13 protein-coding genes are annotated in these 15,904 nt (G+C 69.7%); 7 read left to right on the top strand and 6 right to left on the bottom strand.

The window, feature by feature from the left end; translation table 11 throughout:
• Positions 1-136: 136 nt before the first annotated feature.
• From ACFY0P_RS22645 to ACFY0P_RS22660, 4 genes are all read right to left on the bottom strand, one after another.
• Positions 137-1,627 carry an MFS transporter gene (locus ACFY0P_RS22645; RefSeq protein WP_316769127.1) on the bottom strand — a complete coding sequence of 497 codons (1,491 nt, stop codon included), beginning with the start codon at positions 1,625-1,627 and terminating at the stop codon, positions 137-139.
• Between the two features lie 421 nt (positions 1,628-2,048).
• Complete coding sequence (locus ACFY0P_RS22650) at positions 2,049-2,711, bottom strand: NAD(P)-dependent oxidoreductase (protein ID WP_388915863.1); 663 nt, start codon at positions 2,709-2,711, stop codon at positions 2,049-2,051.
• Between the two features lie 78 nt (positions 2,712-2,789).
• The gene (locus ACFY0P_RS22655; protein ID WP_316769131.1) at positions 2,790-5,000 is read right to left on the bottom strand and encodes an MMPL family transporter; all 2,211 of its coding nucleotides are present in this window, start codon (positions 4,998-5,000) and stop codon (positions 2,790-2,792) included.
• A 465-nt stretch (positions 5,001-5,465) separates the two neighbouring features.
• Positions 5,466-6,221 (bottom strand): SDR family NAD(P)-dependent oxidoreductase, encoded by a 756-nt coding sequence (locus ACFY0P_RS22660; RefSeq protein WP_388915866.1) that lies wholly within the window; start codon positions 6,219-6,221, stop codon positions 5,466-5,468.
• A 114-nt stretch (positions 6,222-6,335) separates the two neighbouring features.
• Here ACFY0P_RS22660 and ACFY0P_RS22665 point away from each other — a divergent pair, with 114 nt between their 5' ends.
• Positions 6,336-6,815: a MarR family winged helix-turn-helix transcriptional regulator gene (locus ACFY0P_RS22665; RefSeq protein WP_388915869.1), complete on the top strand. Its 480-nt coding sequence runs from the start codon at positions 6,336-6,338 to the stop codon at positions 6,813-6,815.
• Positions 6,816-7,164: 349 nt separating this feature from the next.
• Here ACFY0P_RS22665 and ACFY0P_RS22670 read toward each other — a convergent pair whose 3' ends face one another.
• Entirely contained in the window at positions 7,165-7,830 is a 666-nt protein-coding gene (locus ACFY0P_RS22670) for a TetR/AcrR family transcriptional regulator (protein ID WP_316769136.1), read from the bottom strand.
• 363 nt (positions 7,831-8,193) lie between these two features.
• Between ACFY0P_RS22670 and ACFY0P_RS22675 the strand changes: the two genes are divergently transcribed.
• Positions 8,194-9,276, top strand: a complete 1,083-nt coding sequence (locus tag ACFY0P_RS22675; RefSeq protein WP_388915872.1) for a lipocalin family protein — start codon at positions 8,194-8,196, stop codon at positions 9,274-9,276.
• A gap of 167 nt (positions 9,277-9,443) precedes the next feature.
• Here the strand turns inward: ACFY0P_RS22675 and ACFY0P_RS22680 are convergent, their stop codons facing one another.
• Positions 9,444-10,241 carry an IclR family transcriptional regulator gene (locus ACFY0P_RS22680; RefSeq protein ID WP_316769140.1) on the bottom strand — a complete coding sequence of 266 codons (798 nt, stop codon included), beginning with the start codon at positions 10,239-10,241 and terminating at the stop codon, positions 9,444-9,446.
• Between the two features lie 178 nt (positions 10,242-10,419).
• Here ACFY0P_RS22680 and ACFY0P_RS22685 point away from each other — a divergent pair, with 178 nt between their 5' ends.
• The 5 genes from ACFY0P_RS22685 to ACFY0P_RS22705 all read left to right on the top strand — a co-directional run bounded on the left by ACFY0P_RS22685 (position 10,420) and on the right by ACFY0P_RS22705 (position 15,880).
• On the top strand, positions 10,420-11,430 hold the full coding sequence (locus ACFY0P_RS22685) for a fumarylacetoacetate hydrolase family protein (protein ID WP_388915875.1): 1,011 nt from the start codon (positions 10,420-10,422) through the stop codon (positions 11,428-11,430).
• On the top strand, positions 11,427-13,061 hold the full coding sequence (locus ACFY0P_RS22690) for a bifunctional 3-(3-hydroxy-phenyl)propionate/3-hydroxycinnamic acid hydroxylase (RefSeq protein WP_388915878.1): 1,635 nt from the start codon (positions 11,427-11,429) through the stop codon (positions 13,059-13,061). The genes ACFY0P_RS22685 and ACFY0P_RS22690 overlap by 4 nt, the downstream gene beginning before the upstream one ends.
• 206 nt (positions 13,062-13,267) lie before the next feature.
• The gene (locus ACFY0P_RS22695) at positions 13,268-13,981 is read left to right on the top strand and encodes a CoA transferase subunit A (protein WP_388915881.1); all 714 of its coding nucleotides are present in this window, start codon (positions 13,268-13,270) and stop codon (positions 13,979-13,981) included.
• Positions 13,982-14,039: 58 nt separating this feature from the next.
• Positions 14,040-14,696, top strand: a complete 657-nt coding sequence (locus ACFY0P_RS22700; protein WP_388915884.1) for a CoA transferase subunit B — start codon at positions 14,040-14,042, stop codon at positions 14,694-14,696.
• Positions 14,693-15,880 (top strand): acetyl-CoA acetyltransferase, encoded by a 1,188-nt coding sequence (locus ACFY0P_RS22705; RefSeq protein WP_388915887.1) that lies wholly within the window; start codon positions 14,693-14,695, stop codon positions 15,878-15,880. The genes ACFY0P_RS22700 and ACFY0P_RS22705 overlap by 4 nt, the downstream gene beginning before the upstream one ends.
• Positions 15,881-15,904: the final 24 nt, after the last annotated feature.

Genomic DNA, 15,904 nt, shown 5'->3' on the forward strand with positions numbered 1-15,904 from the left:
GCGCCCGTTCGCGCCGCGCCCCGGCCCCCCCCCCCGGCCCCGCGCCCCCCCCCCCCCCCCCCCCCCCGGGGCCCCGCCCCCCCCCCCCCCCCCCCCCCCCCCCCCCCCCCCCCAACTGCCTCACGAGCCAGTCGCATTACACGGCCAGCGCGGTTCCCTCGACGGATGCCATCGCCTGCTTCTCGGCCACGCCTCCGTCGCGGGGGCGAAGGAAAATCACACCGATGAGCAGAGCGGCGAAGGCGACACCGGCGACGGCCAGCAAGGCGGTCGTAATGCCGGAGTCGCCGTAGATGAGCACACCGGGCGCCGGGGACTTCGCGGTGGGCGTCATGATGGCGAACACCGTGGTGGTCATGACGGCGCCGACGAGGCCCGAGCTGAGTCCGCCGGCCGACGACATCGCACCCTGCTCCGACGCCGACGTGCCCGCGATCACCAGGTTCGGCATGGAGGCAATCGCCGCACCGGACCCGAGACCCGCGATCGTGCACGCGACGAGGATCTTCCCCAGCGTGTCGTGCGCGGACACCAGCACCAGCGATCCGGCGGTGAGCAGGCCCAGGCCCAGATACATCAGCAGCCGGGGACCGACTCGCCGGACCAGCACGCCGACCGCGACGCCGGCCACCACGCTGGCGAGGGTGAACGGCACCGTCACCAGGGCGAAGTGGGTCGCCGAGAAGCCCAGGCCGTAAGTGCCGCCCAGCTTCCGCGGTGTCATCGCCAGCAACGCCAGCACCGTCGTCAGCACCAGCGCGAGGCTGTTGCCCAGACCCCCGCCCAGCACGCCGAACAGGACAGTCCGGCGGAACAGAACCCGCAGGTTCAGCACCGGTTCCTGGATTCGAAGCGAGACGAGGGCATAGACCGCGAGCACGGCCGCGGCGCCGATCAGCAGGCCGATGACCCGGGCCGAGCCCCACCCCCAGTCCGCGCCCTTGCTCACCGGCAGCAGGACCAAGGTGACGCCGCCGGCCAGGAGCAGCACACCGAGCACGTCCATGCGCGCGGGACGGCGCACGCTCGTCTCCGGCGTGGTCAGGACCAAGAGCACCCCCATCACGACCAGCCACGCGAGGTTGAAGACGTACACCGAACGGAATCCGAAGTGATCGATCAGCACTCCGATCAGGAACGGCGCACCGACCAGCAGCAGCCCCATGCCCGTCACCGACACGCTCGCCGCGAAGGGAACGAGCTTCTTCGGATAGACGTCCCGGATCAGCGAGTAGCACAGGAACAGCAGGGCGGTGAGCGCGCCGAGCAGAACATGGCCGACGATCATCACCCAGAACGCGGGAGCGGCCGCAGCGAGGATCTCGCCGAGGCCGGCCACGACCAGCGAAATCAGGATCATCCGGCGCTTGCCGTGCAGGTCGGCCAGCTTGCCGAACAGGGGGGAGGACGCGGCTCCGGCCAGGGAGGCCATCGTCACCAGCCAGCCACCCTGGGTGGTGTTGAAGTGGCCGATGATCCGCGGAAGCGCGGTGTTGGTGGCTATGTTGGCGAACGCCGCCGACTCGACGAGGCAGACCAGGGAGATCAGGGACAGGACAAGCCGTGGAGTCCATCCGGCACTGCGGAAGGAGACCGTGCCGGCGGGGACGGGAGTGGACGAGCTCAAGGGGTCCTCCGAACGCGTCGTCATTGATACGCCGTGGGTTCTTGAAATATCAACTCACATTTCTGCTATGTCAACCAGTCCGGTTGCCCTCTTGTCGTGCAGGTTTTGACATCTCAGAATGTCCCCGTTCGCGAGCGAATCCTCTCCGCGAACGCGGGCGGGGCAGCAGGGCCTGGTGACCGGCGGCTTTTCCTCATCGCGACCGGAACTTCCTGGCCTTCTCGGCCTTTCCCGTTTCGACGACGCCCTACGAAGGGTACGTTTCCGGCCACATCCGCGCCGAGCCACCGTGCCAGCGGCCGGTAGTGATGTGGCAGTCGGTCCTGGATCGGGTGCAAGTGGTTCCGTCACCCACACCAAAGGCAGTGATCGGAGGACAAGCTTGTCCTCCGATCACTGCACTGATGACGGGCGCGGGCGGTCAGCTTCCCGTGTTCCACACGACCGGCGCCTTGCGGATCCACGTGCCCTGCTCCACGGTGTCCAGAAGGAAGCCGGCGAGGTCGGCTCGGTTGATCCGCGTGCCCGGCTTCTCCGTCCCGGCCTCGGCTGCCCGCACCGGGGTGACAACGGACTTGTCGGCGAGCAGGACCGCCCGGACAAGGGTCCAGTCCGTGTCGGAGGCGCGCACGACCTCGTCCACCCCGTCGTGGTCGTCGAAGCTGGCCTTGAGGTTGGAGAGCTTGACGAGGACCTTGAATGCCGGGTTGAACTGGTCCCGGCCGTCTCCGGAGTTCTGGGTGGAGGTGAGGACGATCCGGCGGATGTGCTGCTCGCCCATGACAGCCAGGGTGTTGCGGATGGCGTCGGTCATGAACATGGGCGGGCTGACGGGCTTGGCCCAGGGGTTGTCGGAGGCGCGGGAGTTGTTGAGCGCACTGATCACCGCCTCGCTGCCCTGGGCGGCCTTGCGGATGTCGTCGATGTCCGAGGGCGTGCCCCGGATCAGCTCGACACCGACCGGGGACTGGACGGCATCGGGGTTGCGCACCAGCGCCCGGACCCGATGGCCGCGTGCCACGGCCAGAGTGAGCACATGCGTTCCGGTGCGGCCACTGCCGCCGAGAACCAGCAGATTGGTCATGGAGATCACCTGGGTAGATGGGACAGACGAGGACGTCGAACCCGGATGCCTTGTCCACCGGGCTGTGCGGCACGGTCCTCAGGGGCGGGTGGACGCCTCGCGCTCCGGGGCCGGGCTGTCCGTCGACGGGGCTGGGACGGGCTCGTCCGGCGGGTCGACGGAGAGGTGGGGCATCCTGCGATCCAGCCAGTCCGGGAGCCACCAGTTGGCCTTGCCGAACATGTGCATGGCCGCCGGGACCAGGATGGTCCGCAGGATGAAGGCGTCCAGGGCCACCGCGGAGGCCAGGCCGATGCCGAACTCGGCGATCGTGCGCTGCCCGCCGAAGACGAAGGCGATGAAGACGCAGACCATGATGGCGGCGGCGGCGGTGATGACCCGCGCGGTCTCCACCTGGCCGACCCGCACCGCTCGCGCGTTGTCCTTTGTGTGGATCCACTCCTCGTGCATCCGGCTGACCAGGAACACCTGGTAGTCCATGGACAGGCCGAACAGAATGGAGATCATCATCACGGGGAGGAAGGCCTCCACCGGACCTGCCCGACCGAGCCCCATGGCGTCCGAGCCCCAGCCCCACTGGAACACCGCGATCAGGACGCCGAAGGAGGCGCCGGCGGCCAGCAGGTTCATCACGGCCCCGATGAGCGGGATCAGCAGGCTGCGGAAGGCGAGCATGAGCAGCAGCCCGGCGAGGACCACGATCACCACGATGAACAGCGGCAGTTTGCCGGTGAGCACGGTCGCGAAGTCGTTGAATATCGCGGTCGTTCCGCCGACGTAGACCTTGAGGGTGGTGCCCTTCTCGGCCGTGGGGATCACCTTGTCCCGCAGGTGATCGATCAGGTCGGAGGTCTGCTTGTCCTGGGGGGAGGTGGTGGGGAACACCTGGACGATGCCCACCGTGGAGCCCGGTCGGACGGGCGGCGCGACGACGCTCGCGACCCCGTCGACGTCCTTCAGCTGGGCGGACAGTTTCGTCAGGGCGGCCTTGTCCTCGGCCGAGGGGGCCTGGGCGACCAGTTGCAGCGGCCCGTTGAAGCCGGGGCCGAAGCCGTCGGCCAGCAGGTCGTAGGCCTTGCGGGTGGTGTTGGACGCCGGGTCGTTGCCCGAGTCGGACGACCCCAGGCGCAGGGAGAACACGGGAATGGTGAGGGTGACCATCACCACCAGTGCGACCAGGGACAGCACTCGCGGACGTCGTTCCACCACAGCCGCCCAGCGGGCCCAGGGGCCGGAGGCGGCGTTCTCGGGCAGCGGCTCTCCCGCCGCCAGCCGGCGCCGTGCCCGCCGGCCGAGCACCCGGGTGCCGAGCAGTCCGAGAAGGGCCGGAAGCAGGGTGACCGAGGCGAGCACGGTCAGTGCCACCGTCAGCGCCGAGGCGACGGCGATGCCGTTGAGGAACTTGGTCTGGAGGACGAACATGCCGAGCAGGGCGATGCAGACGGTGCCGCCGGCGAACAGGACGGCGCGTCCTGAGGTGTTCACCGCCCTGACCAGGGATTCCTGGACGTCGATCCCGGACTGCAGGCCCTTGCGGTGGCGGGTGACGATGAACAGGGCGTAGTCGATGCCCACGCCGAGGCCGATGAGGGCGGACAGGGTCGGGGCGATCTCACCAATGGTCATCGCGTGACTGAGCAGGCCGGTGGTGAGGATGGCGGTGCCGACCCCGGCCACCGCGGTCAGGATCGGCAGGAGCATGGCGAACAGCGAGCCGAAGGCGACGAAGAGCACGATGGCGGCCGCCAGCACGCCGACGAGTTCGCTGGTGGCCGGAGGTGTCTGCTCGGTGCTCTTGATGGCCTGGCCGCCCAGTTCGACCTGCAGGCCGTCGGTCCTGGCCGCCTCGGCGGTGTCGATCACCCGCTGGATGTCCGCCTTGTCGAGTTCCTGCTGGACCTTGGCGAAGTTCACCTGGGCGTAGGCGGTGCGGCCGTCCTTGCTGATCTGGGCCGCGCCCTGCGGGCCGTAGGGGCTGGTGACGCCGCTGACCTCGGGCAGTTTCGCGATCTTGTCCAGGGTGCCGGTCATCCGCGCCTTCGTCGCGCTGTCGCGCACGGAGCCGGCCTTGACATGCCAGACCACGGTGTCCGTGTCACCCGACTGGGCCGGGAAGGACGACTTCAGCAGGTTCAGGGCCCGGGTGGACTCGGTGTTCGGCAACGAGAAGCTGTTGCTGTATGCGCTTCCGGCGCCCTGCGACACCGCGGCGAGTCCGATGAGCGCTGCGAGCCAGAGCAGGAGGACGACGAGCCGGTGCTGATAGCACCATCGTGCGAGAGTGGACAATTCGAGCTCCACGTTCAGGGGTGGGCAGTTCGGCGGGTGCCGATAGACGGAAGGGCCGGTTCGCCGCCGGCAGGGACGCTCCTGCTCCGTCCGGGGGTCGTGATGCTCCCGCCGGGAGCCGGAGCCGGTCAGCGCGCGGGCGATGGCGAGTCAATGGGTGGCACTCGTCGACAGATCGGCGGGACGCCGGGCTCCACCTCGGCCAGGAGCCCTTCGCCGCCTCGGCGGCTTCTCGCGGGTGGTGCGATGGGGAGGCACCTGGCCGGGTGCCGACGGTGTCGCCGTACCAGGCGGTCCGGCCGGCCCCTGAGACCGGGGTAGTGCCCTGGAACCTGGAAGCGTCCGCCGCGACCTAGGTGAGCACCAGGAGAGTGACGTGATGCTCCGACGGCCGCGAGGCGGCGGGCGTCGGCACCGCATACGAGTCCGGTGGCACCGATCGAGAAGATCTCCACGGCGGTTTCCTCACGCCGGCAGCCGGCTGGTCTCGCCGCCGTCGGCGAAGATGATCGCGCCGTTGATGTAGCTGCTCGCGGGGCCGGCGAGGAAGGCGACGATCTCGGCGATCTCGCTCGGCTCGCCCGCCCGGCCTCGGGCGCTGACCTGGTCCAGTACGCCGATCTGGTCCCCGAGCGCGGCGGAGAGGCCGTCGGTCCTCACCGGACCGGGCGAGACGGTGTTGACGCGTACCCCGCTGCCACCGAACTCGGTGGCCCAGTACCGGGTGAGGATCTCGACGCCGGCCTTGGAAGCCCCGTAGGCCGCGCCGATCGGCGCGGGGGTCCTGACGGAGCTCGACCCGATCGTGATGATCGAACCGTGTCCCCGGGCCGCCATGGCCGGGGCGAGGGCGCCGACCAGGAGGAACGGGGCCCGGGTGTTGACCGCGATGTGCAGGTCGAAGGCAGCGGCGTCGGTCTGCGCGGTCGACGTGAAGGCGGTGAAGACACCCGCGTTGTTCACCAGGATGTCGATGTCACCCGCCTCAGCGGCCAACCGCAGTGTGTCCTCGGCGTCGGCCAGGTCCGCGGCCACGAACCGGGCGGATCCGCCCGCCTGCTCGATGGTCTTGGCCAGGGCCTCGCCACGGGTGCGGTCCCTCCCGTGAAGGACGACCTCCGCGCCCTGCTCGGCCAGTCGCTGAGCCACGGCACGACCAATGCCCGCGGTGGCTCCGGTCACCAGAGCGGTGCTGCCCTGCAGCGGGGTACCGGCACTCATCACGTTCTCACTTCCTGTCCGCGCAGGTTGGGTTCATGGCCCGAAACTATGCACCACAGATGTTCTGATGGCAATACGATCTGGCGGGCTGTGCAAGTGCGGTACATTGACCGGATGAGCGCATCCCCTTCCTCTGCCAACGGAGCCGGTCTCGAGTCGGAGCTGGGGTGGGCAATCCGCATGGTCTCCTCGACCTTCGGCCGAATGGCCACCAGCTGCGTGGAGGACTTGCCGGGCGGACCGCGGGGCTACCTCATCCTGGTCGCCCTGGCCGCAGGCGAGCCCCCGTCCCAGCTCGCCCTCGCGCAGCAGGTGAACCTCGACCGAACCGTGGTGACCTATCTGCTCGACGATCTCGAGGCCCGTCAGATGATCACGCGCAGGCCCGACCCCCGCGACCGGCGGGCCCGCCAGGTCCTGATCACCGACGAGGGACGCACCCACCTAGAGCGCGCCCAACACAGCCTCTCCCTCGCCGAGGCACGCCTGCTCGCCGACCTCGACGAGGACGACGCCCGCCAACTCCGCCGTCTCCTCACGCGGGTGGCCCTGTCGGCTCAGCGCGAGGCGCTCACCCCGGACACCGACTGCTGAGCAGCCCCGGGGCCCCGCGCCGGGTGTCGCCAGGTCACGGGGTCCCGGTAGCTCTACGGCTCCTGCGAGACCGAGTCCGGTGGGCGCATGGACGGGCTGACCACCTCTTGAACCGCACCGGCCGCGTTCACCCGCTGCCCACGCTCCCCACGGCCGGCCGGCACGACAGGAGTGGACGAGGACGTCAGCGGCCGCATACTCGGCTGGACGGCAGGCGCGGTGACGCCGTGCACCTTGGACAGGTGGGCCACCGTCTGCGGGCAGCTCGCATGTCCGCCGTCAGTAGTGGTCCGTAGGTGAGTTGGCGAGTTGCCCCCCCCCATTCGCGGGCATGCCGTTTCACACCTCGCTACCGGCGCCTGGCGTCCCCCGGGGCCAGAAGGCCGTCCACCACCAAACCGGCCAGGGCCTCCGCCTTCGCGAGACGGTCCGCCTGCGTCATGTGCCCGTAGCCGCCCATGCGCCGGGCGAGCGGCTCCTGCACCAGTGCTGACACCGGAGTGATGACGGCGAAGAACACGACGTCCATCGGGACCCGTGCCATGCGACCGGATGCCATCAGCCTCTCCACACTGGGCGCGACGAGGGCCAGCGTCGGCTCGATGTAGCTCTGGTAGAGGTAGTCGAGCCGCTCGGTGTCCCGTGCGGATTCATCCGCCATCAACATGGCGAGGTACGGCTCGCCGATGGTGGTGCGGTAGAACTCGCTGACGAACTGCCGCACCACGTCCCCATCGTCGCTTCCCGGGGCGGCCGGCGCCATGCGGGTGAGCTGAGCCCGGAGTGCGGCGTCCACCACCGCGCGCCAGTAGGCCGCCTTGGAACCGTAGCGGTCGTTGATGAAGGTGGGGCCGACCCCGAGACGGCGCGCGAACTCCCGCGCCGACGCCCGGTCGTATCCCAGCTCCGCGAACGCCTCCAGGCCTCGCAGCAGCACGTCCGGCTCCGAGGGCACCGCGGCGGAATCCGCGCCGGGACGGCCCGGGCGTCGCGTGGTGGTCGGCTTGCCTCCCACGTGTCCTCCTCTGTCGGCTGTGCGGGCGCGCGCCCGTCGGCCGGACCAGCGTAGCCGCCCCGATCGACACATCTGAGCACCATCCCAGGTCAGCACCTGTGACGGATCTGGCGCACCGGCCCCTGCCGGGACACCGACTTGACAAGGGCCACGCGCCCCATAATCCTACAGGTGTTGGATAATTCTCCCGGGTGGCCGACGCGAAGCACCTAGGAACAGGCGCCGCCCGCCATCGGAGAGGCGCAGCACTCATCCGACATCAACAGGTTTTCCTCCACCACACAACCGCATCCGCCGAGAGTACGAAACCGTTTCGTACACCCACACCGCAATCCGTGCGGGACATCCGCACAAGGAGTCATCATGCGCAAGTCCACCGTAGGCGCGGCAGCCGTCGCCTCGGCAGTCATCGCCTCGCTCACCCTCGTCGCGGGAGGAACGGCCACCGCGACCACCACCGGCGCCGGCCCGGCCGCGGCACACAGCACCTCCGGGAAGGGGCTGAACCAGACCAACCTCCCGGTCGCCGTCGACCCGGCCGCGGACCTCACCGCCAATCCCGACCGGGTCAACGAGTCCTGGTACGTCACCGCACACGTGACCGCCGGCGGCCACCGCTACGGATTTCTGGCCCACTACCTGAGCGCCGGTGACGCCAAGCAAGGACGCGCCGCCTCAGCTGTGTCGATCACCGACGAGGACACCGGCTGGTACACCAGGTCGGAGGCCACCCTCCCGGCCCGGGCGGGTCTGTCCGACAGGCAGGGCGTGGACATCCACACCGACAACATCACCTGGACCGGCGACGCCAAGGAACAGACGCTGCGCGCCAAGGTCCCCGAGGGGACCATCGACGTCACCTTCCGCCCCCGCGGCAACGTCCTCTACAACATGGGGACCGGCTACTTCCCCATGTTCGGCGACGCCAAGTACCCGAACTACGAGTACGCCCTCCCCACCATGGACACCTCCGGCACGCTGACCCTCAAGGGCCATTCCGAAAAGGTCCGCGGGCAGTCCTGGCTGGACCGCCAGTGGGGCCCCCTTCCCAACGTCGCCGCCGGCGAGGCCTCCTGGGGCTGGATGAACCTCAACCTGTCCAACGGCGACAAGGTCAGCCTCTGGAAGACGGAGGACAGCAAGGAGAACACCTGGGCGACCGTCCTGAAGCCCGACGGCACGCAGACCGTCGCCGAGGCGACCCTCACGCCCGACACCGCCACCCTCTGGACCAGCCCGACCACCGGCAAGAGCTATCCCACCCGCTGGAAGATCACCATCCCGGGCGAGCACGCCAAGCTCAACGTCAAGACCTACGCCGACGACCAGGAACTGGTGATCACCGGGCCCCGCTACGAAGGCGGCGCCGCCATCTCCGGCACCTACGACCACCGCCCGGTCACCGGCACCACCTACATCGAGGTCGCCCCCTCGAAGCAACCGTGACCTCCACCTGACCGCACGAGCCACGTCGTCGGTGTTCTCGGCGCCGCCCCTCAGGGACGGCGCCGAGATTCTTCAGGTGGGCCCCCCGGACCCCTGGTCGGTGACCATGTCCGCGCAAGGGGTCGGCGTCGGGATGGGGCAGCAGCCCGCCTGTGCGCGCGACGAGGTCACGATCCCCTGGTTCGCCGGGCGCGTGATCCGTGCGCGAAGAGTCGCGTCTGGATGTGGCCGACCGCGCGTCCCATGGCGTCGGCCACGTCCCGGACCCGGGCCGGCGGCATGCGACTGATCGGTGCCGCGACTCCCACGCTGCCGATCGGCTGCCCGAACAGGTCGCGGATCGGCACGCCCACCCCGGCGACACCGACCGTGATCTGGTCCTCGATGTGGGCGAAGCCCTGGCGTCGGGTTCGAGCGACGAGCTCGTCGAGAGTCTGTTCGGTGATCCCCCAGTCGTGCTCGATCGGCTCCACGACGTCCCGCAGCACGTCGTCGCGTTCCGGTTGCTCGATGGCCGCGAGGATGGCGAGACCTGCGGCGCCCACACCGAGCGGACGGCGGCTGCCGATGCGCAGGGTGACGACCTGGATCGGCGCCGGGCCGCTCTCGACTTCCAGACAGACGGCTTCCGACCCGCTGCGCATCATGAGGAAGACGGTGTCGCCCAGTTCGGTCGCGAGCGTGATCAGGGCGGGGCGGCTCCGGCCCCGGATGTCGAACTGCTGCGCGGCGGCGACACCGAGCTCGAAGGCAAGCGGTCCGAGGGAGTACATGCCGTCGGGCGAGTCCTGGTGCACCAGATGAGCTTCGCGGAGCTGGCTCAGGACTCGGTGGGCGGACGAGTGGGGCAGGCCGCATCGCTCGGCGATCTGGGTCAGCGCGAGACCGCCGGGCCCGGCGCTCGCGAGAGCCTTCAGTACGACGACTCCACGCTTGAGCGAGCCCACGGCTCCTGTCTGCGGCATGGTCCGGATAGTGGATCGGCTGAACGTCGGAAGTCAAGGGCGGTGGCGCGACAGGGCAGTGGCCACACGAAAGGAGGGGCAGAACCGTCTTTCCGATAAACGGAAACTGCTCCTGACACCTGCGCGGCCGGTCTCTTCAATGGGGCGCGAAGCCGAACGACTGGGGAAGGACCGCACAGTGAAGCTGGGCAGTTTGGTTGAAGGAGGCCGTGACGGCACTCTCGTCGTCCTCGATCGCACACTGACCCGTGCCGTACCGGCGACCGGGATCGCGCCGACACTCCAGGCCGCGCTCGAGAACTGGACCGAGGTGGAGGAGCCGCTGCGGAAGCTGAGCGAGGCCCTCGACGGGGACGGCGTCACCGGCGCCCTGCGCGTCGCCGACCTCGAGATGGCGAGTCCGCTTCCCAGGAGCCACCAGTTCCTCGACGGCTCCGGCTACCTCGACCACATGCGCAAGGCGCGGGCCGCTCGAGGGGCGGACATGCCGCCGAACTGGGAGACGGAGCCCCTGATGTACCAGGGCCTGTCCGACCGTTTCCTCAAGGCCCGGGACGAGATGGTGATCCCCGAGGAGGAACTCGGTCTCGACTACGAGGCCGAGATCGCGGTGGTGCTCGACGACGTCCCGATGGGCACCACCGTCGAGGAGGCGGCGGCCCACATCAAGCTGTTCGTCCTGCTCAACGACTACACGCTGCGGACCCTGACGCAGAGCGAGCTTCCCAAGGGCTTCGGGTTCCTCCAGGCGAAGCCGACCAACGGGTTCGCCGTCGCGGCCGTGACCCCTGACGAACTCGGCGCCCGGTGGGACGGTGAGCGCGTCCACCTGCGGGTGCGGACCAGCCGCAACGGATCGATCGTCGGTGAGCCCGACTCGGGCACCGGCATGTACTTCACGTACCCGCAGTTCATCGCCCACGCCGCGCGTACGCGCGACCTCGCCGCGGGCACCATCCTCGGTGCGGGCGCGGTCTCCAACGAGGGCGCCGAGAGCGGGCACGGATGTCTCGCCGAGGTGCGCATCTGGGAGACCGCGACCTACGGCGCCGTACGCACCCCCTGGCTCCTCCATGGCGACGTGCTCAAGATGGAGGCCTTCGCCGACGGAGAGTCGGTCTTCGGCCCGCTCGAGCACCGCATCACGGCGCTGAACAAGACGGGCGAGCCCGCGGGCGAGCGGCGATGAAGCGGTACGACGCGGTGATCGCGGGCATGGGCCCGACCGGGGTCACCCTCGCCAACCTCCTCGCGCGCAGGGGGTGGAGGGTCCTGATCGCGGACCCCGCGTACGAGGTCTACCCGCTGCCCCGGGCGATCACCGCCGACCACGAGGTGATGAGAACCTTCCAGGCCATCGGCGTCGCGGATGAGGTGGCACAGGAGTGCATCCCTCATCCGGGATCGGACTACCTCGGTGTCGACGGCGGGCTCATCAAGACGTTCTACCCGGCTCCGCCTCCGCACCCGCTGGGCTGGGAAGCCAACTTCCTCTTCTACCAGCCGAGGCTCGAAGCCCGGTTGAGGCGGGAGCTGGAGCGCTACCCGAACGTCGAACAACGACCGGGGACCTCGCTGGTCGACGCGGCCGAGAACGCGGACTCCGTCGTGGTCGTCCTGGAGCGCGACGGAGAGACGGAACAGGTGGAGGCGGAGTTCCTGGTCGGCTGCGACGGCGCGAGGAGCCGGACCCGCGCACTCGTCCAGCCCACGATCACCGATCTCGACTTCGACGAGTGGTGGGTGATCGTCGACACCAACCTCGTCGCCGACACCGACCTGCCCTCCAGGGCCACGCAGTACTGCCAGCCCTCCCGGCCGGGCACCTTCATCATCGGACCGGGCTCGCTCCGGCGCTGGGAGATCAAGGTGCTTCCGTCGGAGGACCCCCAGGACTTCAAAGACCATGCCGTGCTGAGAAGGGTCCTGTCCCATTTCGTCGATGTCGACGCTCTCGAGATCGCACGGGTCGCCGTCTACCGGTTCCACGCCCTGGTCGTCGACAACTGGCGGCGCGGACGCGTCCTGCTCGCGGGCGACGCGGCTCATCAGATGCCGCCCTTCCTCGGGCAGGGCATGTGCGCCGGGATCCGGGACGCGGCCGGGCTCGCCTGGAAACTCGACGCCGTCGCCAAGCGCGGCTGGCCCGAGCAGGTGCTGGACACCTACGAGGCCGAAATGCGTCCGCACGTGGCTGAGGTCGTCGGGCTCGCGAAGTCGTTCGGCGAGATCATCGGCGAGCTCGATCCCGACCGCGCGAGGGCTCGGGACGCCCGGCTCCGTGAGGCACGCCGACTGCGTCCGGACCCCACACGGCAGCAGGTCATCCCGCCGTTGTCGGCAGGGCTGATCGCGTCGCCGCCGAACGTGGCGGCCGGCACCCAGCTCCCCCAGCCGTGGGTGAGGGACCCGAGCGGTGACCGGGTCCGCCTCGACGAGGTACTGGGCGACTGGTTCGCCGTAGTGAGCATCGAGAACGACGACGCCGCCCGGGCCGGCGCAGGCGACGGCTCCGGGCGGTTCTTCGAGAGCGCGTGTCGGGCACTCGGTGCCCGACACGTGGCCGTCAGGAGACCGACCGGTGGCGAGAACGGCCGTACGGCGTCCAGGGCGGGGAACGCGGAGGTGACGGAGGTCGTCGACCTCGACGGCACCCTCGTGAACTGGGCCTCCCGGCTGGGGATCTCCTGGGCGGTCGTTCGGCCGGACCGCTACGTCTATGGCACGGCCACCTCGCAGGGCGCGGCCCTCGGGCTCGTGGAGGAGCTGTGTCTGCGGGGAGAGGTGCTCGCGTCCGAGCCGGTCGTCGAACGGCACTGAGCGCTCCGCTGGAAGAACAGTGACAAACATGCGGGCCAGTGGGGACCGGTCGCGCCCACACGCCGGAGCCGCACATCGACACAGCCCCGCGCCCCTTACGGGGCGAGGAACAGCTGAGGCGTCTTGCCTCCCCTTCGCCCACGCCGATCCTCGACTCCCCCGTCCCCTCCCGCTCTGCCGACGAACCGGCCGTGAAAGGAACCGACATGGCTGTCATTCACCCCACCGCCACCGAGGCGCTGCACGATCTGCTGTCCGACGGGATGACCCTGGCCGTAGGCGGGTTCGGCCTGAGCGGCATCCCGGACGATCTGATCGCGGCGGTCCGCGCGTCGGGCGTCCGGGATCTCACCGTCATCTCCAACAACATGGGAGTGGACGGGATCGGCCTCGGCGTCCTCATCGAGGGCGGTCAGGTCCGCAAGGTCATCGCCTCCTACGTGGGTGAGAACAAGCTCTTCGCGCAGCAGTACCTCGACGGAGTGCTCGACGTGGAGTTCAACCCGCAGGGCACCCTGGCCGAACGGCTCCGTGCGGGCGGCGCCGGGATCCCCGCCTTCTACACCCGCACGGGGGTGGGCACCGAGGTCGCGGCGGGCAAGAAGACCGAGGTCTTCGACGGCGTCGAGTACGTGCTCGAACGGGGCCTGGTCGCCGACCTCGCGCTGGTGCGCGCCCACCGCGCGGACACCGCCGGCAACCTCGTCTACCGCTACACCGCCCGCAACTTCAACCCGGTCGTCGCGACGGCCGGCCGGGTCACCGTGGCCGAGGTCGACGAGGTGGTCGAGGAGGGCGAGATCCATCCCGACCACGTGGTCACGCCGAGCATCTACGTGCAGCGCGTCGTACGGACGTCGAGTCTGGTCAAGCACATCGAACAACGCACCACGCGGCAGCGGACCGAGACGTCCGCATGAGCGCCTACCGCGCAAGCCGCGCAAGAAGAAGAGCCGCGTGCGAAGAAGAGGAGCTGTCATGACATGGTCCCGCGACGAGATGGCCGCCATCGCCGCCTCCGAACTGAGAGACGGTGCCTACGTCAACCTCGGCATCGGCATCCCCACCCTGGTCGCCAACCACCTCCCCGAGGGCGTGAAGGTCACCCTCCAGAGCGAGAACGGCCTCCTGGGCATGGGCCCGTTCCCCTACGAGGGGGACGAGGACGCCGACTTGATCAACGCGGGCAAGCAGACCGTCACCGTGCTGCCCGGCGGCAGCGTCTTCGACTCGGCCGCCTCCTTCGCGATGATCCGCGGCGGGCACGTCGACCTGACGATCCTGGGAGCCATGCAGGTGTCGGGCTCCGGAGGCCTCGCCAACTGGAGCATCCCGGGATCCGTCGTCAAGGGCATGGGCGGAGCCATGGACCTGGTCGCCGGGGCTCGCCGTGTGATCGCCCTGACGACCCACCGCGCCAAGGACGGATCCTCCAAGATCGTCCGCGAGTGCACCCTCCCGCTGACCGGTGTCGGCGTGGTGGACCGTGTCATCACCGACCTCGCCGTCTTCGACGTCGTCGAGGGCGGCCTGCTGCTGGCCCGGACCGCCCCGGGGGTGACGGTCGACGAGCTCCGTGCCGTCACCGAGGCCGAGTTCACCGTCGGCTCCGCGTACGAGGCGGCTGCCCGATGACTCTCGCCCAGACCTTCGGAACCGACATCGTCATCTCCGGTTGGGGGCACACACGCTTCGGCTCACTGGGTGACCAGTCCCTCGAAGACCTCGTCGTCGCCGTCGCCCGCGAGGCGATCGTCTCCGCGGGGATCGAGGCCGGGGATGTCGACGAGATCTGGCTCGGCCAGTTCAACTCGGGCCTCTGGCCACTGGCCTTCGCCTCGTCCCTGGCCCTCCAGATCTCCGACGACCTGTTCGGCGTACCCGCCACCCGGGTCGAGAACGCCTGCGCCTCCGGCTCGGCGGCCGTCCACGGCGGTATCAAGTCCCTCCTCGCGGGCACCGCCCGGACGGTCCTGGTGATCGGCGCCGAGAAGATGTCCCACGCCCCGGCGGAGCAGGTCGGCGCCGCCCTGCTCGGGGCCGACTACGAACTCGCCGGCCAGGAGTCCCGTACCGGTTTCGCCGGGCTGTTCGCGAAGGTCGCCGAGGCCTATCAGCAGCGGTACGGCGACCTGGGCGACGTACTCGGACAGATCGCCGCGAAGAACCACCGCAACGGCCTGGCCAATCCGTGGGCCCACCTCCACAAGGAGCTCACCCCCGAGTTCTGCGCCACGACGTCACCCAAGAACCCTGTCGTCGCCGGTCCGTTGCGGCGCACCGACTGCTCGCCGGTCTCCGACGGCGCGGCGGCGCTGGTCCTCACGACCGCGCCGAGCGGCGGCGCGGCCCAGAGCCCGGTGCGGCTGATCGGCTTCGGCCAGGCGAACGACTTCCTGCCCGCCGGCAAACGTGACCCGGTCGAGTTCGCCGGCAGCGCCGCCGCCTGGAGCCGCGCGAAAGGCATGGCCGGCGTGGAGCTCGGTGACCTCGACCTGATCGAGCTGCACGACTGCTTCACCATCGCCGAGCTGGTGATGTACGAGGTGCTCGGGATCGCGCCTCGGGGGAAGGGGCGCGTCGCGCTCGACGAGGGCACCGTCTTCCGGGGCGGCAGCCTGCCGGTGAACCTCTCGGGCGGGTTGAAGAGCAAGGGCCACCCGGTCGGCGCCACCGGGGTCTCCCAGCACGTGATGGCCGCTATGCAACTGTCCGGCACCGCCGGTGACATGCAGCTGCCGGGAGCCCGTCGCGCCGCCGTGCACAACATGGGCGGGCTCGCGGTGGCCAACTACGTCAGCGTCCTGGAGGCGACCTGAGCCCGTCCCAGGCCCCGAACACCT

It is taken from the genome of Streptomyces sp. NPDC001714 (assembly GCF_042892755.1).
Lineage (GTDB): Bacteria > Actinomycetota > Actinomycetes > Streptomycetales > Streptomycetaceae > Streptomyces.